The organism is Mesorhizobium sp. WSM3864 (assembly GCF_002294955.1).
GTDB lineage: Bacteria > Pseudomonadota > Alphaproteobacteria > Rhizobiales > Rhizobiaceae > Mesorhizobium.
Genome location: NZ_NSGD01000023.1, coordinates 40,573 through 61,457, shown reverse-complemented (window position 1 = coordinate 61,457; position 20,885 = coordinate 40,573). Strand labels below are relative to the sequence as shown.

20 protein-coding genes are annotated in these 20,885 nt (G+C 63.4%); 14 read left to right on the top strand and 6 right to left on the bottom strand.

From position 1 onward, the window contains the following. Nucleotides 1–74 precede the first annotated feature (74 nt). Nucleotides 75–287 carry a hypothetical protein gene (locus CK215_RS27280; protein WP_141245549.1) on the bottom strand — a complete coding sequence of 71 codons (213 nt, stop codon included), beginning with the start codon at nt 285–287 and terminating at the stop codon, nt 75–77. 235 nt (nt 288–522) lie between these two features. Between CK215_RS27280 and rimP the strand changes: the two genes are divergently transcribed. The 10 genes from rimP (at nt 523) to CK215_RS27230 (ending at nt 12,901) form a co-directional block, all read left to right on the top strand. Further along, nucleotides 523–1,158 (top strand): ribosome maturation factor RimP, encoded by a 636-nt coding sequence (gene rimP, locus CK215_RS27275; protein ID WP_095777503.1) that lies wholly within the window; start codon nt 523–525, stop codon nt 1,156–1,158. Nucleotides 1,159–1,203: 45 nt separating this feature from the next. Beyond that, a complete protein-coding gene (nusA, locus tag CK215_RS27270) occupies nt 1,204–2,796 on the top strand; it encodes a transcription termination factor NusA (protein WP_066996346.1) in 1,593 nt (530 codons plus the stop codon). A gap of 32 nt (nt 2,797–2,828) precedes the next feature. After that, a complete protein-coding gene (locus CK215_RS27265; RefSeq protein WP_082980511.1) occupies nt 2,829–3,479 on the top strand; it encodes an RNA-binding protein in 651 nt (216 codons plus the stop codon). Then, complete coding sequence (gene infB, locus CK215_RS27260) at nt 3,476–6,043, top strand: translation initiation factor IF-2 (protein WP_095828019.1); 2,568 nt, start codon at nt 3,476–3,478, stop codon at nt 6,041–6,043. Before CK215_RS27265 ends, infB begins: the two co-directional genes overlap by 4 nt. Nucleotides 6,044–6,170: 127 nt before the next feature. After that, complete coding sequence (gene rbfA / locus CK215_RS27255) at nt 6,171–6,590, top strand: 30S ribosome-binding factor RbfA (RefSeq protein WP_095832760.1); 420 nt, start codon at nt 6,171–6,173, stop codon at nt 6,588–6,590. After that, a complete protein-coding gene (gene truB / locus CK215_RS27250) occupies nt 6,591–7,553 on the top strand; it encodes a tRNA pseudouridine(55) synthase TruB (RefSeq protein WP_095832759.1) in 963 nt (320 codons plus the stop codon). A 167-nt stretch (nt 7,554–7,720) separates the two neighbouring features. Continuing rightward, complete coding sequence (corA, locus tag CK215_RS27245; RefSeq protein WP_095832763.1) at nt 7,721–8,815, top strand: magnesium/cobalt transporter CorA; 1,095 nt, start codon at nt 7,721–7,723, stop codon at nt 8,813–8,815. A 147-nt stretch (nt 8,816–8,962) separates the two neighbouring features. Beyond that, a complete protein-coding gene (gene rpsO, locus CK215_RS27240; RefSeq protein WP_275955123.1) occupies nt 8,963–9,274 on the top strand; it encodes a 30S ribosomal protein S15 in 312 nt (103 codons plus the stop codon). Between the two features lie 384 nt (nt 9,275–9,658). After that, the gene (gene pnp / locus CK215_RS27235) at nt 9,659–11,809 is read left to right on the top strand and encodes a polyribonucleotide nucleotidyltransferase (protein ID WP_095832758.1); all 2,151 of its coding nucleotides are present in this window, start codon (nt 9,659–9,661) and stop codon (nt 11,807–11,809) included. Nucleotides 11,810–11,890: 81 nt separating this feature from the next. Then, nucleotides 11,891–12,901 (top strand): class I SAM-dependent methyltransferase, encoded by a 1,011-nt coding sequence (locus CK215_RS27230; protein ID WP_095832757.1) that lies wholly within the window; start codon nt 11,891–11,893, stop codon nt 12,899–12,901. 70 nt (nt 12,902–12,971) lie between these two features. Here the strand turns inward: CK215_RS27230 and CK215_RS27225 are convergent, their stop codons facing one another. The 4 genes from CK215_RS27225 to fabA form a co-directional block, all read right to left on the bottom strand. After that, nucleotides 12,972–14,525: a bifunctional diguanylate cyclase/phosphodiesterase gene (locus tag CK215_RS27225; RefSeq protein WP_095777497.1), complete on the bottom strand. Its 1,554-nt coding sequence runs from the start codon at nt 14,523–14,525 to the stop codon at nt 12,972–12,974. Nucleotides 14,526–14,627: 102 nt separating this feature from the next. Continuing rightward, nucleotides 14,628–15,440: an enoyl-ACP reductase FabI gene (fabI, locus tag CK215_RS27220; RefSeq protein WP_066996371.1), complete on the bottom strand. Its 813-nt coding sequence runs from the start codon at nt 15,438–15,440 to the stop codon at nt 14,628–14,630. A gap of 12 nt (nt 15,441–15,452) precedes the next feature. Beyond that, complete coding sequence (gene fabB, locus CK215_RS27215) at nt 15,453–16,673, bottom strand: beta-ketoacyl-ACP synthase I (RefSeq protein ID WP_066996374.1); 1,221 nt, start codon at nt 16,671–16,673, stop codon at nt 15,453–15,455. A gap of 127 nt (nt 16,674–16,800) precedes the next feature. Further along, nucleotides 16,801–17,316, bottom strand: a complete 516-nt coding sequence (fabA, locus tag CK215_RS27210; protein WP_027165888.1) for a 3-hydroxyacyl-[acyl-carrier-protein] dehydratase FabA — start codon at nt 17,314–17,316, stop codon at nt 16,801–16,803. Nucleotides 17,317–17,557: 241 nt separating this feature from the next. On the opposite strand from fabA, the gene irrA reads away from it, so the two are divergent. From irrA to plsY, 3 genes are read left to right on the top strand one after another with little or no spacing between them, the layout of a single operon-like run. Further along, on the top strand, nt 17,558–17,989 hold the full coding sequence (irrA, locus tag CK215_RS27205) for an iron response transcriptional regulator IrrA (RefSeq protein WP_066996377.1): 432 nt from the start codon (nt 17,558–17,560) through the stop codon (nt 17,987–17,989). Between the two features lie 10 nt (nt 17,990–17,999). Next, nucleotides 18,000–18,380, top strand: coding sequence for a DUF4260 domain-containing protein (locus CK215_RS27200; protein WP_095832756.1), 381 nt, complete (start codon nt 18,000–18,002; stop codon nt 18,378–18,380). A gap of 17 nt (nt 18,381–18,397) precedes the next feature. Continuing rightward, nucleotides 18,398–19,069 carry a glycerol-3-phosphate 1-O-acyltransferase PlsY gene (plsY, locus tag CK215_RS27195; protein ID WP_095828012.1) on the top strand — a complete coding sequence of 224 codons (672 nt, stop codon included), beginning with the start codon at nt 18,398–18,400 and terminating at the stop codon, nt 19,067–19,069. A 76-nt stretch (nt 19,070–19,145) separates the two neighbouring features. Here plsY and CK215_RS27190 read toward each other — a convergent pair whose 3' ends face one another. Then, on the bottom strand, nt 19,146–19,703 hold the full coding sequence (locus CK215_RS27190) for an SH3 domain-containing protein (protein WP_066996495.1): 558 nt from the start codon (nt 19,701–19,703) through the stop codon (nt 19,146–19,148). Nucleotides 19,704–19,870: 167 nt separating this feature from the next. On the opposite strand from CK215_RS27190, the gene CK215_RS27185 reads away from it, so the two are divergent. Continuing rightward, nucleotides 19,871–20,872, top strand: a complete 1,002-nt coding sequence (locus CK215_RS27185; RefSeq protein ID WP_066996380.1) for a D-glycerate dehydrogenase — start codon at nt 19,871–19,873, stop codon at nt 20,870–20,872. Nucleotides 20,873–20,885 lie beyond the last annotated feature (13 nt).

Here is a 20,885-nt window from a genome sequence, read left to right as displayed (position 1 = left end):
GTTCTCCCTTCCACCGCAATGAATCATCAAACCGTAACTCTGGGAATCCCGAATCCTTTAAAGGGCGACGTGCTTTAAAAGCGGCCGAGCTTGTCGAAAGCGGCCGGGTCGATGCCGAGTTTCTTCAGGTCGCTGCGGCGCGGCTTGCGGTTCGCCTCGACGGCCCGCGATGCGGCAGCCGCGCTGCCGAACGTGCCAAGAAAATCGCCAATCACAAAAAACAATCCACGGTCCATGACAAATACCTTCGCGCGCCAGTGCGCGCGACCTTTCTTTCTGCACTGCAATATAGATGGGTGCCGGCAGGCGAAGATTACAGAGGCGCCGGCGCATGGCCGCCATGCTCGGCACGCAACGCTGCTACCCCCCGGGGCTTGTCCGATGCATGGTCAGGCTTGAAACGCCGGGCGGGATCGTTTATATCAGCCTCAAATTCTTGGTCGGTATGACGAAGAGTGGGTCCACCCGGTCCCGCTCTTTTTTGTTACCTGCCGGCCGGAGCGACAAGGCGACAGGAAACTTATGACCGCAGCGGCAAGCGAGGCCGACGACCGTATCATCCGCGAAAGCGGTATCGATGCGCGCATTGCGCTGATCATACAGCCGGTGCTGAAGGCCATCGGCTTTCGCCTCGTGCGGGTTCAACTGACCGGCCAGAACGGGCTGACGCTGCAAATCATGGCCGAGCGCGACGACGGCACCATGACCGTCGAGGATTGCGAAGAGGTCAGCCGCGCGGTTTCGCCCGCGCTCGATGTCGAAGATCCGATCGAAAAGGCGTATCATCTCGAAGTCTCGTCGCCGGGCATCGACCGGCCGCTGGTGCGCAAATCGGATTTCACCACCTGGACCGGCCATCTGGTCAAGATGGAGACGTCGGTCCTCATCGGCGACCGCAAGCGCTTCAAAGGCAAGATCGCCGAGGCGGACTCCGACGGCATTTTGCTGGAGCGCGACAAGGCAGCCTATGGCGAAGAGCCGACGGTACGCGTGCCCTATGACGCGATTGCCGAGGCGCGCCTGGTGCTGACCGACGATCTTATCCGCGAGGCCCTGTCGAAGGACAACAGGGCCCGCAAGGAAGCAAAAAAACGCCGGGGCGAAGCGGAAGAAGATGCAATCGCCGGCGAAGAAAACGAAACCGAACAGGAAAGTTGATCGAGCTTCAGGGCCGATGCCCGGAGCGAAGTCGGGAGAAAGACAATGGTTGTAAGCGCCAACAGGCTCGAACTGCTGCAGATCGCCGATGCGGTCGCGCGTGAAAAGTCGATCGATAAGCAGATCGTCATCGCCGCGATGGCCGATGCGATCCAGAAGGCGGCGCGTTCGCGTTATGGGCAGGAAACCAATATCCGTGCCGACATCAATCCCAATACGGGCGAGATGAAGCTGCAGCGGCTGATGGAAGTGGTCGAGAAGGTCGAGGATTACGCGACGCAGATCGCCCTTTCCACGGCGCGCGAGCGCAATCCCGACGCCCAGCTCGGCGACTTCATCGCCGAACAGCTGCCGCCGATGGATTTCGGCCGCATCGCCGCGCAGTCGGCCAAGCAGGTCATCGTCCAGAAGGTGCGCGAGGCCGAGCGCGATCGTCAGTATGACGAGTACAAGGACCGCATCGGCGAGATCGTCAACGGCACCGTCAAACGCGTCGAATATGGCAACGTCATCGTCGACCTCGGCCGCGGCGAGGCGATCATCCGCCGCGACGAGCTGATCCCGCGCGAGAACTACAAATATGGCGACCGCGTCCGCGCCTATGTCTACGACGTGCGCCGCGAGCAGCGCGGCCCGCAGATCTTCCTGTCGCGCACGCATCCGCAGTTCATGGCCAAGCTCTTCACCATGGAAGTACCGGAAATCTACGACGGCATCATCGAGATCAAGTCGGTCGCCCGCGATCCGGGCTCGCGCGCCAAGATCGCCGTCATCTCGCGGGATTCCTCCATCGATCCGGTCGGCGCCTGCGTCGGCATGCGCGGCAGCCGCGTCCAGGCGGTGGTCGGCGAATTGCAAGGCGAGAAGATCGACATCATTCCGTGGTCGCCTTCGGCCGCTTCCTTCATCGTCAACGCGCTGCAGCCGGCGGAAGTCGCCAAGGTAGTGCTCGACGAGGATGCCGAGCGCATCGAGGTGGTCGTGCCGGACGACCAGCTGTCGCTGGCCATCGGCCGCCGCGGCCAGAATGTTCGTCTTGCCTCGCAACTCACCGGCTGGGACATCGATATCCTGACCGAGCAGGAAGAGAGCGAGCGCCGCCAGAAGGAATTCGTCGAGCGTTCGGCCCTCTTCATGGAAGCCCTCGATGTCGACGAAATGGTCGGCCAGGTGCTTGCCTCGGAAGGCTTCACCAGCGTCGAGGAAGTCGCCTATGTCGATTCTGGCGAAATCTCCTCGATCGACGGCTTCGACGAGGACACCGCTTCGGAAATCCAGTCGCGCGCCCGCGAATATCTGGAGAAGATCGAGGCCGAGCACGACGAGAAGCGCAAGGCGCTCGGCGTCGAGGACGAGCTGCGCGAAATCCCCGGCATCACCACGGCCATGATGGTGACCCTCGGCGAGGACGGCGTGAAGACGATCGAGGACTTCGCCGGCTATGCCGCCGATGACCTGATCGGCTGGAAGGAACGCAAGGACGGTGAGACCAAGGTCTATCCCGGTGTGCTCGCCGATCACGGCGTCTCGCGCGCCGATGCCGAGCAGATGGTGCTGACCGCTCGCAAGAAGGCCGGCTGGATTTCCGAGGAAGAACTGGCCGCTGAGGAAGCGGCCGGTGAAACCGTCGGTGCGTGAGGTGACCACCAATCGCAAAACCCGTGGACGACATGAACGATCGCACTTGCATCGTCACGCGCAGGCAGGCCGAAGCGGATGAACTGATCCGCTTCGTCGTCGGCCCGGATTCGGCCGTCGTTCCGGACATCAAGCGAAATCTGCCCGGCCGCGGTTGCTGGGTCACCGCCGATCGCCTACATATCGACAAGGCAGCGGCGAAGAACCTGTTTGCCCGCGCCTTCAAGGCGCAGGTCACCGTTCCAGCCGAACTCGGCGACATGGTCGACGGGCTCCTTTCCAGATCCGCCCTGGGCATGTTGGGTCTTGCTCGCAAGGCCGGAGCGGTCGTACTGGGCGCCGCCAAGGTAGAGGCTGCCGTGCGCGACGGGCAGGCGCTCTTCGTGCTGCACGCGAAGGAAGCCTCGGACGACGGCGTGCGCAAGATCAGTCAGGCGCGGCGGGCAACCGTTCATCTCGGCGGCCCCGCTACACCGGCCTACAAACTTTTCCCCGAAGCCGAGTTGAGCTTGGCATTGGGGGGTACAAATGTGATACATGCTGCCGTCCTCGCGCAGGATGCGGGTAAGGCGGTTGAGAAGCGCATGGTTGCGCTCGACCGTTATCGGGGCGGAACCCCGGACGATTTGGCAATGCTTGCGGCCGTTGCTGACGATGATGATGCCGCAGAGGATATGGAATGAGCGATACGAAATCGGGCGACGACAAGACGTTGAGCGTTACGCCGAAGAAGACCTTGACGCTGAAGCGTCCTGGCCTCGAGCAGGGCACCGTGCGCCAGAATTTCTCGCACGGACGCACCAAGTCGGTCGTGGTCGAGACCAAGAAGCGCAAGTTTTCGCTGCCCGGCGACAAGCCGGAGCCGGTGGCGCCGTCCGTCTTCACCCCGAAGCCCGCAGCCGCGGCACCCGCGCCTGCCGTGCCGGAAGCGCCGAAGGCGCCGCCGCAGCCGGAACGCTCCGGAATGGTGCTGAACGAGTTGTCGCGCGGCGAGATGGAAGCGCGCCGCAGGGCGCTCGAAGGCTCCAAGGCGCGTGAGATCGAGGATCGTCAGCGCGCCCAGGAAGAGGCCAAGCGCCGCGCCGAGGAGGAAGAGCGCCGCAAGCGCGAGCGTGAGGAGTCAGCCCGCCGTCAGGCCGAGGAAGAGGCGCGTCTGCAAACCGAGGCCGAGTCCCGCCGCCGCGCCGAGGAAGAAGCGCGCCGCCGCGCCCCGCAAGCCGCCGAACTGGCCACGGCCGACGAGGAAGAGGAGGTCAAGCCGCGGCGCCCTGGTGGTGCCGGCGCCGGAGCGCCTGTGCGCCGTCTGGCCACGCCGGAAGTCGCGCGGCCGGCCAAGCCGACCAAGGGCGAGGAAGACCGTCGCCGCGGCAAGCTGACGCTGAACACCGCGCTGTCGGATGAAGATGCGCGCGGACGCTCGCTGTCGTCGATGCGCCGCCGCCAGGAAAAATTCAAGCGCGCGATGCACAACGAGCCGCGCGAGAAAGTCATGCGCGAAGTGATCCTGCCCGAAACCATCACCATCCAGGAACTGGCGCAGCGCATGTCCGAGCGCGCCGTGGACGTGGTCAAGTTCTTCATGAAGCAGGGCCAGATCTTGAAGCCGGGCGACGTCATCGACGCCGATACGGCCGAGCTGGTCGCTTCCGAATTCGGCCATACGGTCCGCCGCGTCGCCGAGTCCGACATCGAGGAAGGCCTGTTCAACATCGCCGACCGCCCGGAAGACCTGGTGTCGCGTCCGCCCGTGGTGACCATCATGGGCCATGTCGACCACGGCAAGACCTCGCTGCTCGACGCCATCCGCAACGCCAATGTCGTCTCAGGCGAGGCCGGCGGCATCACCCAGCATATCGGCGCCTACCAGATCGAGAAGAACGGTCAGAAGATCACCTTCATCGACACGCCCGGCCACGCCGCCTTCACGGCGATGCGCGCTCGCGGCGCCCAGGTGACCGACATCGCCGTGCTGGTGGTGGCGGCCGACGACAGCGTCATGCCGCAGACGATCGAATCGATCAATCACGCCAAGGCGGCCGGCGTGCCGATCATCGTGGCGATCAACAAGATCGACAAGCGTGACGCCGACCCGCAGAAGGTGCGCACTGAACTGCTGCGCCACGAAGTGTTCGTGGAATCGATGGGCGGTGAGGTGCTGGACGTCGAGGTTTCGGCGACCAAGGGCACCAATCTCGATAAGCTGCTGGAAGCGATTCTGCTGCAGGCCGAAGTCCTCGACCTCAAGGCCAATCCCGACCGCACCGCCGAAGGCGCGGTCATCGAGGCGCAGCTGGACAAGGGCCGCGGTCCGGTCGCCACCGTGCTGGTGCAGACCGGCACGCTGATGCCCGGCGACATCATCGTCGCCGGCAACGAATGGGGCCGTGTCCGCGCGCTGGTCAACGATCGCGGCGAGCATGTGCCGGAAGCGCCGCCGGCAATGCCGGTCGAGGTGCTCGGCCTCCAGGGCACGCCGCAGGCAGGCGATCGCTTCGCGGTCGTCAACAACGAGGCGCGTGCGCGTGAGATCACCGAGTATCGCCAGCGCCTGGCGCGCGAGAAGGCGGTGGCCAAGCATGCCGGCCAGCGCGGCTCGCTCGAGCAGATGATGTCGCAGTTGCAGGCGAGCGGGCTGAAGGAGTTTCCGCTGGTCATCAAGGGCGACGTGCAAGGCTCGATCGAAGCGATCAACGCTGCGCTCGAAAAGCTCGGCAACGACGAGGTCAGGGTACGGATCGTCCATTCGGGTGCCGGCGGCATCACAGAAACCGACGTCTCGCTTGCCGAGACCTCGGGGGCTGCGATCATCGGCTTTAACGTCCGCGCCAATGCGCAGGCGCGCACGGCTGCTGCCGCTGCCGGCATCGAGATCCGCTACTATTCGATCATCTACAACCTCGTCGATGACGTTAAGGCAGCTCTTTCCGGCATGCTCTCGCCCGAGCGGCGCGAGACCTTCATCGGCAATGCCGAAATCCTCGAGATCTTCGACATCTCGAAGGTCGGCAAGATCGCCGGCTGCCGCGTCACCGAAGGCAAGGTCGAGCGTGGCGCGGGCGTGCGCCTGATCCGCGACAACGTCGTCGTCCACGAAGGCACGCTGAAAACGCTGAAGCGCTTCAAGGACGAGGTTTCGGAAGTGCCGGGCGGTCAGGAATGCGGCATGGCCTTCCAGAACTACGAGGACATGCGCGTCGGCGATGTCATCGAGTGCTTCCGCGTCGAGATGGTGAGCCGGACGCTCTAATTTCGGATATACTTGCCGGAGTTCACCGGGCGGCGGCCGCAAGGCTGCCGCCCGAGATCCTTGTTTCGTAGTTGAGACATGTGGCGCGGTCCCATCCCGCGCTTCACGATTTCAGGACTGAAGAAAAATGTCCCGTTCGACAAGATCAGGCCCCTCCCAGCGCATGCTGCGCGTCGGCGAGCAGGTGCGTCACGCCCTATCCGAGACCCTGCAGCGCGGCGAAATCATCGACCCGTTGATCGAGAACAGCGTCGTCTCGGTCTCGGAAGTACGCATGTCGCCCGACCTCAAGATCGCCACCGCCTTCGTTTCACCGCTTGGTGTCGGCGACACCGATGCCGTGGTCGGGGCGCTCAACAGGCATGCGAAATTCATTCGCGGCCGCGTCTCGGGCGCGCTCAGGCAGATGAAGTACATGCCCGAGTTTCGCTTCCGGCTCGATACGTCTTTCGACAATTTCGCCAGGATCAACGAATTGCTGAAATCGCCCGAGGTCGCGCGCGATCTCGACCACCAGAATAAAAACAACGACAAGGACGAGGAATAGGTGGCGCGCCGCGGCAAGAAAAAGGGCCGGCCGGTCTCCGGCTGGGTGGTGCTGGACAAGCCGGTCGGCATGGGCTCGACCGAAGCCGTCTCCAAGATCAAATGGCTGTTCCAAGCGGAGAAGGCCGGCCATGCCGGCACGCTCGACCCGTTGGCTTCCGGCATGCTGCCGATCGCGCTCGGCGAGGCGACCAAGACCGTGCCTTACGTGCAGGATGGCGCCAAGGTCTACCGCTTCACCGTCGCCTGGGGCGAGGAGCGGTCGACCGACGACCTCGAAGGGCCGGTGACGAACAGCTCGGACCGCCGCCCGGCCGAGGCCGAGGTGCGGGCGCTGCTGCCGAAATACACCGGCGTCATCATGCAGACGCCGCCGCAATTTTCTGCCGTCAAGATTGCCGGCGAGCGCGCCTACGATCTTGCCCGCGACGGCGAGACGGTCGACATTCCCGCCCGCGAGATCGAAATCGGCCGTTTGGACATCGTCGAGCATGGTGTCGATAGAACCGTCTTCGAGGTCGGGTGCGGCAAGGGCACCTATGTGCGCTCGCTGGCGCGCGACATGGGTCGCGATCTGGGCTGCTTCGGCCACATCTCCGAGTTGCGCCGCGTCGAGGTCGAGCCGTTCACGGCGGACGATTTCGTCACCGTCGCCGAGCTCGAAGCGGCGCGCTTCGGCGGCAAGACGGATGAGAATTCGGACGAAGAAGCCGAGGTGTCGGTCGATTTCGGCGCCATCGATGCGCTGCTGGTCGAGACCGCCGCAGCACTTGACTGCTTGCCGCAGGTCGCCGTCAGCGACGACGCCGCGACCAAGATCCGCCTCGGCAATCCCGTCATCATTCGAGGGCGCGACGCGCCGGTCGAGGCCGAGGAGGCCTGTGCCACGGCGCGCGGCAAGCTCGTCGCCATCGGCGCCATCGAACAGGGCATGTTCAAGCCCAAGCGGGTCTTTGCCGGTTGACGGCACTCGGCTAGTTTCGGCTCGCAGTTCCAGGAAAACGTGTAACGGTTCTCGTCGGAATTGCATGAAAACCGACGGTTAGAGCAGCGATCTGCTATGACGTCGCGCCCCAGGGGAGCTCATGGCCCAGAGGAATCATGGCCCAGAGGATTATGGCCCAGAGGATTGTGGCAATGGCTGAGACCGTCGGAAAGCGGGCGCCGCTGAAAATCCGCCGGCCGCCGGTCGGCGCTTCGCCCGGCACCTTGATCGCCGATCCGGCGGCGCGGCGCAGCGAGCTTCGGCTGACGTTGATCTCGCCGGAGAAATGCAAAACCATCGACAATGCCAGCATCGACGAGCTCAACACCCATTGCGACCGCTGGCCGGTCGTCTGGCTTGATTGCACGGGGCTCGCGAACATCCCGCTGATCGAAGAGATCGGCCGGATTTTCGACCTTCATCCGCTGGCGCTCGAGGATGTCGTCAACACCGGCCAGCGGCCGAAGGTGGATTTCTTCGAGGACCACGCCTTCGTCGTCATGCGCATGATCGACGATGTCGCCGCGCATCGCTACGAGCAGATCGCGGTGTTCTTCGGCGAGAATTTCGTCGTCACCTTTCAGGAGCGCGAGGGCGACCCGTTCGATCCAGTGCGCAAGCGCATCGCGGCTCCCATGCCCAACCGGCTGCGCTCGCGCGGCGCCGACTATCTCGCCTATGCGCTGATCGACGCCATCGTCGACAGCTATTTCCCGCCGATCGAGACGGTGAGCGAATTGGTCGACGGCATCGAAGACCAGATGCTCAGCACGCCCCACAAGCACCAGATGCGGCAGTTGCACGAATTGCGGCGCGACGCCAATGTGCTGAAGGGCGTGCTGTGGCCGATGCGCGACGCGCTGGCGACGCTGATCCGCAACGACGTGCTCTTCGTGAAGGCCGAGACCAAGATATTCTTCAACGACACGCTCGACCATGCGCTGCGGCTGATCGAGCTGGTCGAGACCCAGCGCGACATGCTGACCGGCTTGATCGAAATGCATCTGTCGCTGACCCAGGCACGCACCAACGACGTCATCTCCTATCTGACCATCGTCTCGGTGATCTTCATGCCGCTCACCTTCCTCGTCGGTGTCTGGGGCATGAACTTCGACCCGGATAGCTCGCCCTGGAACATGCCGGAGCTGAAGGCCTACTACGGCTACCCGGCGGCACTTTTGTTCATGCTGGTCGTTGCTGTCGGGCTCGTCGTCTTCTTCAAATGGAAGAAGTGGCTGTAGCAGCAGAACCCTCTGTTTTTGCGGCAGGACATGCGACAAGCCGGCTTGACAATTAGGCTGGTGTTTTGCGGGAAATTGCACTATATGCGCGGCAGCTTCGCGCCCTGACGCGCTGCTTGCACCGGCCCCTGCTGGACGACATCCCGGCTGAGGGCGTCCCGTTTCCTCGAACAGATAAGGAAAAACACGATGTCGATTACTGCCGATCGCAAAAAAGAACTGATGGCCGAATTCGCGACCGCGAAGGGCGATACCGGGTCCCCGGAAGTCCAGGTTGCCATTCTTTCCGAGCGCATCAAGAACCTGACGGAGCACTTCAAGGACCACAAGAAGGATAACCATTCCCGCCGTGGTTTGCTTGCTCTCGTTTCCCAGCGCCGCAGCCTGCTTGATTACCTCAAGCGCAAGGATGACACGCGCTATCAGACGCTGATCGACAAGCTCGGTCTCCGTCGCTGACGAATTGACCGGCGGGCTCTCTGCGGAGAGCCCGCCGGTCGCGCATTGGCGGACCGGTCGCTCCGGTGCCCGATGCTGGAGTGGAGCGCGCCGCGCGCTCTCGAAATTCGCATTCGCGCATGGCGCGTCTCGGAAACAGGGGTTTCCGGCGTCGTGCGCAAAAGGCCGGCCGACCGGTCGGCCAGACCCGGTTCCGGAAGCGCAAAGGGCCTTTCGGAACCGCCCATGGACGGTCATGGGGCAGGATTGCAGGATGCTCGCTCGGCAATCGCCACCTGTCGAGCTTCCCGTTGTCTTGCCCGTGGCTGCCCGAAGGAAGCCAGGGAAGGGATGCTCCGCGACCGTTGAGACGGCGCGGCCCTTTCCGCACATGAAGGACAAGATATGTTCAATCAACACAAAGTGGAAATCGAATGGGGCGGCCGTCCGCTCATCCTGGAAACCGGCAAGATCGCTCGCCAGGCTGACGGCGCGGTGCTCGCCACCTACGGCGAGACCGTGGTTCTCGCCACCGTCGTTTCGATGAAGGAGCCGAAGCCCGGCCTCGATTTCTTCCCGCTCACCGTCAACTACCAGGAAAAGACCTATGCCGCCGGCAAGATTCCGGGCGGCTACTTCAAGCGCGAGGGCCGTCCGAGCGAGAAGGAAACGCTGGTTTCCCGTCTGATCGACCGCCCGATCCGCCCGCTGTTTGCTGACGGCTACAAGAACGACACCCAGATCGTCGTCACCGTCGTCCAGCACGATCTCGAGAACGATCCGGACATCCTGTCGATCGTCGCTACCTCGGCCGCGCTCACGCTGTCCGGCGTGCCCTTCATGGGCCCGATCGGCGGCGCCCGCGTCGGCTACATCAACGGCGAGTATGTGCTCAATCCGCATATTGACGAGATGGAGGAATCGAAGCTCGACCTCGTCGTCGCCGGCACCGCCGACGCCGTGCTGATGGTCGAATCCGAGGCCAAGGAGCTCAGCGAGGAGCTCATGCTCGGCGCCGTCGTGTTCGGTCACAAGAGCTTCCAGCCGGTGATCGACGCCATCATCAAGCTGGCCGAGGTCGCCGCCAAGGATCCGCGCGACTTCACCGCGCCGGACCATTCGCAGCTCGAAGGCGAGATGCTGAAGGTTGTCGGCGACGAGCTTCGCGACGCCTACAAGATCACCGAGAAGCAGTCCCGCTACGCGGCCGTCGATGCCGTCAAGGCGAAGGTCAAGTCCGCGTTCACGCCGGCCGAAGGCGAGGATCCGAAATATTCCTCCGAGCAGATCGCAAGCGTCTTCAAGGAACTCCAGGCCAAGGTCGTACGCTGGAACATCCTGGACACCGGCTCGCGGATCGACGGCCGCGACCTGAAGACCGTGCGCAAGATCGTCGCCGAAGTCGGTGTCCTGCCGCGTACCCATGGTTCGGCGCTGTTCACCCGCGGCGAGACTCAGGCGCTGGTCGTCGCCACGCTCGGCACCGGCGAGGATGAGCAGTTCGTCGATTCGCTGACCGGCATGTACAAGGAGAAGTTCCTCCTCCACTACAACTTCCCGCCCTATTCGGTTGGCGAAACCGGCCGCATGGGCTCGCCGGGCCGGCGCGAGATCGGCCACGGCAAGCTTGCCTGGCGCGCGATCCACCCGATGCTGCCTTCGGCGGACCAGTTCCCCTACACGCTGCGCGTCGTCTCGGAGATCACCGAGTCGAACGGCTCGTCCTCGATGGCGACCGTCTGCGGCACCTCGCTGGCGCTGATGGATGCCGGCGTTCCGATCGCCAAGCCCGTGGCCGGCATCGCCATGGGCCTGATCAAGGAAGGCGAGCGCTTCGCGGTGCTCTCCGACATCCTTGGCGACGAGGATCATCTCGGCGACATGGACTTCAAGGTCGCCGGCACCGCCAACGGCGTCACCTCGCTGCAGATGGACATCAAGATCGATGGCATCACCGAGGAGATCATGGGCATCGCGCTCGGCCAGGCCAAGGAAGGCCGGCTGCACATCCTGGGCGAGATGGCGCATGCCATCTCTTCCTCGCGCGCCGAGCTCGGCGAATTCGCGCCGCGCATCGAGGTCATGCACATCCCGACCGACAAGATCCGCGACGTCATCGGCTCCGGCGGCAAGGTGATCCGCGAGATCGTCGAGAAGACCGGCGCCAAGATCAACATCGAGGATGACGGCACGGTCAAGATCGCGTCGGCCAACGCCAAGGAGATCGAGGCGGCGAAGAAGTGGATCCACACCATCGTGGCCGAGCCGGAAGTCGGCGAGATCTATGAAGGTACCGTCGTCAAGACGGCCGACTTCGGCGCCTTCGTCAACTTCTTCGGCCCGCGCGACGGCCTCGTCCACATCTCGCAGCTCGCCAATGAGCGCGTCGCCAAGACCTCCGACGTCGTCAAGGAAGGCGACAAGGTTTGGGTCAAGCTGATGGGCTTCGACGAGCGCGGCAAGGTGCGCCTGTCGATGAAGGTCGTCGACCAGGCGACCGGCAAGGAAATCGTTCAGGAAAAGAAGAAGCCGGAAGGCGAGGAAGACGCCGCCTGATCGGCCTGACCGCATGATTGAAACGGGCGCGCTGCAAGGTCGCGCCCGTTTCTATTTCAAGCGCTCTTCAAGGGTAGGTGAATGGCCGCTGAGCCGCTGAAGACGCTGTTCTATCCGTTCGAGGCCGAAGCGCTGCCTTGGCCGCGAAGCGATGCCCGCATCCTGTTTCTTGGCGCTGAGCCTGGTTTCCGTTTGCCCGGCGGCGTCGCTGCGGCGCTGCATCTCGTGCAAGGCTTTCGGCCGCATTTTCGTGCTCTGCAGGCAGCCGGCTATTCGATCACGCCGCAGGCGGAAGGCTCGGCCTTCGATGCTGCCCTTGTGCTGGCTGGCCGGCATCGCGGCCAGAACGAGCTGCGCATCGCCGAAGCCATCGAGCGCGTCGCGCCCGGCGGGTTGATCGTCGTCGCCGGCGGCAAGGAAGACGGCATCGATAGCCTGCGCAAGCGCGTGGGCGCGCTGGCGCCGCTCGAAGCCCACCTGCCGAAGCATCACGGCGTCGCCTTCTGGTTCCGCCGGGCCGGCATCGATGCGGCCCGGGCGCTTCGCGCCGCCAATCCCGATCTGGTCGTCGAAGTCCGCTTCCGCACCGCGCCCGGCATGTTCTCCTTCGATCGGGTCGACGCAGGGTCGAAGCTTCTGCTGGACAGCCTGCCGCAGGAACTTGCGGGCAATGTCGCCGATTTCTGTGCCGGCTGGGGCTATCTGGCGGCCGAAGTGATGGAAGGCTCGACAGGGCTTTCCGGTCTCGACCTCTACGAAGCGGATTTCGAGGCCCTGGAGGCGGCAAAGGTCAATATCCGCGCAACCGCAGTCGAGCCCCGCTTCTTCTGGACCGATCTGCTGACCGAAACGGTCGAGCGAGGTTACGACGCGATCGTCATGAACCCGCCCTTCCACAGCGGCAGGGCTGCCGACCCGGGCATCGGCGCTGGCATGATCCGCGCGGCGTCGAAGGCGCTGAAACCAGGCGGACGCCTGTTCATGGTGGCGAACCGGCAGTTGCCCTACGAACAGGTGCTGGCGGGAGCCTTCTCCAGTCACGCCGAGGTCGCGCGCGATGGCATGTTCAAGGTGTTTTCGGCGCGGCGTTAAAAGCGATTCCAGGTAAAGCGTGAGACGGTTTTCCGTCCCCGTGATTGCTCCAGGAAAAGAACGCAGCGCCCTACTGCAGGCTGACGAGGCGTGCCGGCTCGCGCCTGGCATGAACAGGGCGCAACGCGCCGAGCTCGATCTCGAGCGGCGCGGGGCGGCCGAACAGATAACCCTGCACGACCTCGCAACCGGCGGCTCTCAGCAGCGTCGCCTGGTTCTCGGTCTCGACGCCTTCGGCGATGATGCCGACGCCGAGCGCCCGCGATAGCCCGACGATGGTCGAGACGACAGCGCCCGAGCTGGAATCGGTATCGATGCGGCTGACGAAGGAGCGGTCGATCTTCAGCTTGCCGAACGAGAAGTCGATCAGATAGCTCAGGTTGGAATAGCCGGTGCCGAAATCGTCGACGGCGACCGAGATGCCCATCTCGGCGAGTTGCCGCAGGATGACGGCCGCGCGGTCGCGGTCCTGCATCATCGCCGTTTCGGTGACTTCGAGTTCCAGCCGCGACGGCTTGATGCCGGTCGATGCCATGGTCTGGCGCACGATGCCGACGAAGTCCCTGGTCATGAACTGGACCGGCGAGATGTTGACGGCGACGAAGCAATCCTCCGGCAGGTACTGGGCGTCGCTGCAAGCCTTGCGCAGCACCCATTCGCCGATCGGGTTGATCATGCCGGTTTCCTCGGCGATCGGAATGAATTCCATCGGCGGGATCATGCCGCGTTCCGGATGCTTCCACCGGATCAGCGCTTCATAGCCGACGACACGGCCGCCCTGCAGGTCGAATTGCGGCTGGTAGTGGAGGCTGAAGTCGCCGCGGTCGAAGGCGGTTTTCAGCTCCGATTCAATCCATTGCCGGTGGTCCGCAACGCGGCCCATGTCGGCGTGGAAGACCGACCAGTTGCCGATGCCGCTCGCGCGCGCATTCTGCAGCGCCAGGTTCGAACGGCGAAGGATGAGCACTGGATCGACGCCGTCCTTCGGCATCGCCACGATACCGACGGACATGCTGACCGACTGCAGATGCGTCTGGAGCTGGTAGGGCTCCATCATGCGGTTGATGAATGTTTCGAGGAACCGTTCGAGATATCCCCGGATCTCACGGTCCGGCAAGAGCACGGCGAATTCGCCGGCGCCGAGCCGCCCGATCACGGCATCCTCCGGCATGCTCTCCTTCAGCCTTTTGGTGAAGGCGCGGATCAGCTCGTCGCCATGACTGTAGCCGATGGCGTCGTTGATCTGCTTGAAGCGGTCGATGTCGATATCGATCAGATAGATCGGTTCGCCGGTCTCTAGCGTTTCCGCTGCCGCCGCTGCGACCTTTCCGACGATCGCCTGGCGCGTCAGCAGGCCGGTCATCTTGTCGAAATGGGTTTCCTTGAAGACGTATTCGGCCGATTCATCGATGCCTGCGAAGAAGGACATCGCGGCGCCGCCGGCGGAAAGGGCACAGAGCGCGGCGATGATACCCGCCATCGTCCCGGCAGACATGCCGGCCAGGCCGTCGCCGAAGCCGAAGCGCAACCCCCAGAGTCCGAGGATAAAACTGCCCATGGCCGAGCTGGCGATGGTGATCAGCCGGAACAGCGGTGTTCGCTTCGGGTTGCTGACTGCAGACATGCAAGGTCCCTGAACTACAGGGCCGTTTAGCGGATACCTCCTTAAAATGGGTTTCCGCCAATGCCTCCAATTTTACTGGAAGGTGCTTTTTTCGTTAGCGAATTATTCGCGGGGGCCGTCGTTCTGCTTCAGTTCCTCTAGCGTCGGCATGGAGACGATGTGATAGCCGGAATCGACATAGTGGATCTCGCCTGTGACCCCCGAAGACAGATCGGACAGCAGGTAGAGCGCCGAGCCGCCAACCTCGTCGATGGTGACGGTGCGCCGCAGCGGCGAATTGCGCTGCTGATAAGAGAACATGTGGCGTGCGTCGGATACGCCTGAGCCGGCGAGCGTCCGCACCGGTCCGGCCGAGATGCCGTTCACCCGAATGCCGCGCGGGCCGTAATCATTGGCGAGATAGCGCACGCTGGCCTCCAGTCCGGCCTTGGCGACGCCCATGACGTTGTAGTTCGGCATGACCCGAACCGACCCGGCATAGGTCAGCGTGATCATCGAGCCGCCATTCGTCATCAGCGCGGCGGCATTGCGGGCGATCTCTGTAAAGGAATAGCAGGAGATCACCATGGTGCGGACGAAGTTGTCGCGGCTGGTGTCGGCGTAGAGGCCCTTGAGCTCGTTCTTGTCGGAGAAGCCGATGGCGTGAACGACGAAATCCAGGCCGCCCCAGACTTCGCGAAGCGTCTGGAAGGTTGCGGTGACCGAGGCGCTGTCCTCGACGTCGCAAGGCACGACCAGCGAGGCACCGAGCTTCTCGGCCAGCGGCTTGACCCGCCGCCCGAAGGCGTCACCCTGATAGGTGAAGGCAAGCTCCGCCCCGTGCTCGGACAGTTTCTTGGCGATGCCCCAGGCGATCGAATGATCGTTGGCGACCCCCATGACAAGCCCGCGCTTGCCCTTCATCAACCCTTCCATAAAAGGCAATCCTTATGCGGAATAGCGCTGGAAAATCAGCGTTGCGTTGGTGCCACCGAAACCGAAGGAATTGGACAGGACGGTGTCGATCTTGGCGTTGTCGATGCGCTTGCGCACGATCGGCATGCCCTCGAATTCGGGGTCGAGCTCCTCGATATGGGCGCTCTCGCCGATGAAGCCGCCCTGCATCATCAGGATGGAGTAGATCGATTCCTGGACGCCGGCGGCGCCGAGCGAATGGCCGGTCAGCGACTTGGTCGAGGTGATATACGGCATCTGGTCGCCGAACACCTCGCGGATGGCGCCCATTTCCTTGGAATCGCCGACCGGCGTCGATGTGCCGTGCGTGTTGATGTAGTCGACCGGCGTCGAGACGGTTGCAAGGGCTTGCCGCATGCAGCGCACGGCGCCTTCGCCGGACGGCGCCACCATGTCGTAGCCGTCGGAGGTCGCGCCGTAGCCGACGATCTCGGCGTAGATCTTGGCGCCGCGTGCCTTGGCGTGCTCCAGCTCTTCCAGCACCAGAACGCCCGCGCCGCCGGCGATGACGAAGCCGTCGCGGTTGACATCATAGGCGCGCGAAGCGGCCGATGCTTTGTCGTTGAATTTCGACGACATGGCGCCCATGGCGTCGAACAGGTCCGACATCGTCCAGTCGAGATCCTCGTGGCCGCCGGCGAACATCATATCCTGCTTGCCCCACTGGATCAGCTCGCAGGCATTGCCGATGCAGTGCGCGGAGGTCGAGCAGGCGGACGAGATCGAGTAATTCACGCCGTGGATCTTGAACCAGGTTGCCAAGGTGGCCGAAGCGGTCGACGACATCGCCTTCGGCACCGCGAACGGACCGATACGCTTCGGGCTGCTGTTCTTGAGCGTCGTTTCGGCGGCTTCCACGATGGTCCTGGTCGACGGTCCGCCGGAGCCCATGACGATGCCGGTCCTCTCATTGGTGATGTCGCTCTCGCCGAGGCCGGCGTCCGCGATCGCCTGATCCATGGCGACATGGTTCCAGGCCGCGCCTTGGCTCAGGAAACGCATTGCGCGGCGGTCGATCATCGCCGACGGGTCGAGCGTCGGCGCGCCCCACACCTGGCAGCGAAAACCGTGCTCGGCGAAGGAATTGGAAAAGCTGATGCCGGACTTGGCATCGTAAAGTGAGGCCTGCACCTCATTGGCGTTGTTGCCGATCGACGACACAATGCCGAGGCCTGTCACTACGACGCGTCTCATTCGCAACTCCTTCCGGCGTAGTTTGGCGAAAAACCTAATTGGTTTCCGCCTTCGATCATACGCAAAATAAACTGCCGCGGCGTCCTTGCGCATCCGTCGGACACGCCAGGCCCCGTGGCGATGGCGATCAGGCGGCGGACTGCTTGGACAGGCCCACCTTCAGATCCGTTGCCGCGTATATGGGTTCGCCATCCGCCTTGAGCCAGCCATCGGCGATGCCGAGCACGAGGCGGCCGCGCATCACGCGCTTGAAGTCGACGCCATATTCGACCTTCTTGACCGATGGCGTCACCATGCCCTTGAACTTCACCTCGCCGGTCGACAGCGCCATGCCTTTGCCGGGTTCACCGAGCCAGCCGAGATAGAACCCGGTCAATTGCCACATGGCGTCGAGGCCGAGGCAACCCGGCATGATCGGATTGCCGATGAAATGGCAGGCGAAGAACCAAAGATCCGGCTTGATGTCGAACTCGGCACGGATGAAGCCCTTGTCGAAGGCGCCGCCGGTCTCGCTGATCTCGGTGATGCGGTCGAACATCAGCATCGGCGGGTAGGGCAGCTGGGCGTTTCCCGGTCCGAACAGCTCGCCGCGGGCGCAGGCAAGCAGTTCCTCGTAGTCGTAGCTGGACTTTTGACCCGCCATTAATTCCGTCCCCGTTCTCGTTCCGGGCGGCAGGGCGCCCATGTCGTTGGTTTCCTAACACACTCTGTTTGTGGCCGGAAACCGGCGTTTGCGCTTAACCCGTGCGCCTGCCTGGGTCAATGCGCGCTATTGATCGCATTTGGGCGACAGAATATATGTCGGGTGGTGTCCAGTTTTTGGCATTGACCTCTTTTTGCCATTCTGGACCGGTCTATGGGGCTTGCAAGCTTAGACGGGATAGATGGATTCGGGCTGCCGGAAGGAAAATGTCGCTGTGGACAAGCGGGTTCGCGAAGCCGGCCTGAGGCCGACGCGCCAGCGCATTGCGCTGGCCGATCTGCTTTTCGCCAAGGGCGACCGTCACCTTTCGGCCGAAGAATTGCATGAAGAGGCGATCGCCGCCGGTGTGCCGGTTTCGCTGGCCACCGTCTACAATGCCCTTCATCAATTCACCCAGGCCGGCATGCTGCGCATCCTCGCCGTCGAAGGGTCGAAGACGTATTTCGACACCAACACTTCCGATCACCACCACTTCTATGTCGAGGGCGAGAACCGGATCTTCGATATCGCCAGCGGCCCGGTGAGCGTCTCCAACCTGCCGGAGCCTCCGGAAGGCATGGAGATCGCCAACGTCGATATCGTGGTGAGGCTGCGCCCCAAGCGCCGCGACTGATCTGCCCGCGATGAGGCCCGTCGATCTGGCGATACGGCTCGAATGGGCCGCAATAGCCGCGGCGGCCACTATCTTCTACAAAATGACCGGGGTGTCCTGGTGGCTGTTGGCGCTGCTCATCCTGGCACCGGACCTGTCGATGCTCGGCTATCTCGCCGGGCCGCGGACCGGCGCGATAGCTTACAACGCCCTGCACATTCTGATTGCTCCGCTCGTTTTGGCGCTTGCCGGCATCCTGCTTGCCGGTCCGGTCGCCATCGCTGTGGCGCTCATTTGGATCGCCCACATCGCCATCGACCGTGCTCTTGGCCACGGCCTGAAGCTTTCCACTGGTTTTCAGGATACGCATCTCGGCCGCATCGGACGCGACCGGAGCGGCGCGGCCGGCTAGAGCGGCGAGGTCAATCCATGGTTTTCTGGATAGCGAGCGCGATTGGACTGTCGATCGGTTATCTCCTCGGCTCCACGCCCACCGGTTATCTCGCAGGGAAACTGCTCAAAGGCATCGACATACGCGAGCATGGCTCCAAGTCCACCGGCGCAACGAACGTCTTGCGAACCCTCGGCAAATGGCCCGCTTTGGCGGTGCTCCTGATGGATGTACTGAAAGGTAGCGCAGCCATCGTTTTTGCCCGCTGGTTTTATTCGTGGCTCTATGGATGGCCGGCCCTCACGCCATCGCAATCGCTTGATCTGCAAACCTTTGTACCTTGGGCTGTCTGCTTGGCCGGTCTTGCCGTCCTGCTGGGCCATGCTCGTTCGATCTGGCTGAATTTCACAGGCGGCAAATCCGCCGCGACGGGGCTCGGCGTATTGCTGGCGATGTCCTGGCCGGTAGGCTTAGGTGCTGCCACGGTTTTTGTCTTTGTGCTGGCTGTTTTCCGGATTGTTTCGCTTGGTTCGATGCTGGCGGCGTTGACGGCCATCGCCCTCGTCTGCGGCTTGGAGCAACCTCTATCCTACCGCTTGCTGGTGGTTGCAGGTGGCATCTACGTGATCGTGCGCCATCGCGCCAACATTCAGCGGCTTCTGGCCGGGACAGAGCCTCGCCTGGGGCAAAGCACGGAACCCCGAGCTTAGTGGTTACATTTCAAGACTGTCGGACAGGCCGCCCGGCGGCGGGCCGGGGCTCCCGATATTTATGACCTCGCTGAGATCAGTTCTTGACCTTTTCGCCCGGGTAGGCGCCCCAGACCTGCGACTGGGCGACCCAGCCGGTATGGCCGTCGAAGGTCATCTCGCACCACTGACCGTCGCACTTCTTGATCGAGCCCATCACGCCTGGCTCGAGGATGGCGACAACGGCGGCGTCCTTGTCGGGATCGTCGAGCAGATTGATTCGGCCGCCCTTGCCGCGCTGCCAGGGGGCGACGATCGCGGTGCGGCGGCCCGAAAGCAGCGACTGGTTGATCCAGCCTTCGGAGCCGTCGGCGTCGCGCACGCGGCGCCAGGTGTCGAATTCCTGGATGATTTCCATCGGCAGTCCGGCCTTCATGTACATCCAGTCGACGGAATAGTTGGCGCCCGGACCGACGCGCGAATTGACGCGTCCGGATTTCAGGCTGACGAAGCGCGGCAGCGGCAGGCCGCTCGGCCCCAGCGTCACGGTCTGCGCCGACGTGGCCGCGCCTTGCGCGGATGTCTGCGGCGCCCAAAGCAGAGTGCCGAGAACGGCTGCGCTGAAAGCCAGGCGGAGCGAGGCGAAACCAGACACGTTCATTCCTTTCGGCGCCGGTCCGTGGGAGGAGCGCCCCTTTTTCTTTGTCTTCGGCGGCACCGCTTGTTACAGGAGTGGCTGATACCGCGACTGGCTTCAAGTTTCGCTTGTCTTGGTTAAAGAGGTCTCAACGAGATCGGTTTCGAGGAAGCTTCGGGGAAACAATGGCAGGTAAAAAACGGCCCCTCGTCGTCATCACGCGCAAGCTGCCCGATCCGGTGGAGACCCGCATGCGCGAACTGTTCGACGCGCGCCTCAACGTCGAGGACCGGCCGATGACCCAGCCTGAACTGGTTGCGGCGGTCAAGGAAGCCGACGTGCTGGTCCCGACCATCACCGACCACATCGATGCCGCGCTGATCGCCCAGGCCGGCGAGAACCTCAAGCTGATCGCCAATTTCGGCAACGGCGTCGACAAGATTGACGTCTCGGCGGCGGCCAAGAAAGGCATCACCGTCACCAACACGCCTAACGTGCTCACCGAAGACACCGCCGACATGACCATGGCGCTGATGCTCGCCGTGCCGCGCAGGCTGGCCGAAGGCGCCAACGTGCTCACCGGCGAGAAGAAATGGGCCGGCTGGTCCCCGACCTGGATGCTCGGCCGCCGCATCTGGGGCAAGCGCCTGGGCATTGTCGGCATGGGCCGTATCGGCACGGCGGTCGCCAGGCGCGCCAAGGCGTTCGGCCTGTCCATCCACTACCACAACCGCCACCGCGTGCTGCCGGCGGTCGAGGACGAATTGGAAGCGACCTATTGGGAAAGCCTCGACCAGATGCTCGCCCGGATGGATATCATCTCGGTCAATTGCCCGTCGACGCCGGCGACCTTTCATCTGCTGTCGGCCCGGCGGCTGGCGCTGATGCAGCCGGCGGCCTACATCGTCAACACAGCGCGGGGCGACATCATCGACGAAGAGTCGATGATCAAACTCATCCAGGACGGCAAGATCGCCGGCGCCGGCCTCGACGTCTACGAGCACGAGCCGGCGCTGAACAGCAAGCTGTTGAAGCTCGCCCACAAGGGCAAGGTCGTTTTGTTGCCGCATATGGGCTCGGCGACGCTCGAAGGCCGCATCGACATGGGCGAGAAGGTGATCATCAACATTCGCGCCTTCTTCGACGGCCATCGCCCGCCGGACCGTGTGTTGCCGCTCAGGACCTGAAAACCACGATTTG

What these genes read in the sequence shown, in the direction of transcription:
- rimP (WP_095777503.1), top strand. Translation starts at nt 523, where the DNA reads ATGACCGCAGCGGCAAGCGAGGCCGACGACCGTATCATCCGCGAAAGC.
- nusA (WP_066996346.1), top strand. Translation starts at nt 1,204, where the DNA reads ATGGTTGTAAGCGCCAACAGGCTCGAACTGCTGCAGATCGCCGATGCG.
- CK215_RS27265 (WP_082980511.1), top strand. Translation starts at nt 2,829, where the DNA reads ATGAACGATCGCACTTGCATCGTCACGCGCAGGCAGGCCGAAGCGGAT.
- infB (WP_095828019.1), top strand. Translation starts at nt 3,476, where the DNA reads ATGAGCGATACGAAATCGGGCGACGACAAGACGTTGAGCGTTACGCCG.
- rbfA (WP_095832760.1), top strand. Translation starts at nt 6,171, where the DNA reads ATGTCCCGTTCGACAAGATCAGGCCCCTCCCAGCGCATGCTGCGCGTC.
- pnp (WP_095832758.1), top strand. Translation starts at nt 9,659, where the DNA reads ATGTTCAATCAACACAAAGTGGAAATCGAATGGGGCGGCCGTCCGCTC.
- CK215_RS27230 (WP_095832757.1), top strand. Translation starts at nt 11,891, where the DNA reads ATGGCCGCTGAGCCGCTGAAGACGCTGTTCTATCCGTTCGAGGCCGAA.
- CK215_RS27225 (WP_095777497.1), bottom strand. Translation starts at nt 14,525, where the DNA reads ATGTCTGCAGTCAGCAACCCGAAGCGAACACCGCTGTTCCGGCTGATC.
- fabI (WP_066996371.1), bottom strand. Translation starts at nt 15,440, where the DNA reads ATGGAAGGGTTGATGAAGGGCAAGCGCGGGCTTGTCATGGGGGTCGCC.
- fabB (WP_066996374.1), bottom strand. Translation starts at nt 16,673, where the DNA reads ATGAGACGCGTCGTAGTGACAGGCCTCGGCATTGTGTCGTCGATCGGC.
- fabA (WP_027165888.1), bottom strand. Translation starts at nt 17,316, where the DNA reads ATGGCGGGTCAAAAGTCCAGCTACGACTACGAGGAACTGCTTGCCTGC.
- irrA (WP_066996377.1), top strand. Translation starts at nt 17,558, where the DNA reads ATGGATTCGGGCTGCCGGAAGGAAAATGTCGCTGTGGACAAGCGGGTT.
- CK215_RS27200 (WP_095832756.1), top strand. Translation starts at nt 18,000, where the DNA reads ATGAGGCCCGTCGATCTGGCGATACGGCTCGAATGGGCCGCAATAGCC.
- plsY (WP_095828012.1), top strand. Translation starts at nt 18,398, where the DNA reads ATGGTTTTCTGGATAGCGAGCGCGATTGGACTGTCGATCGGTTATCTC.
- CK215_RS27185 (WP_066996380.1), top strand. Translation starts at nt 19,871, where the DNA reads ATGGCAGGTAAAAAACGGCCCCTCGTCGTCATCACGCGCAAGCTGCCC.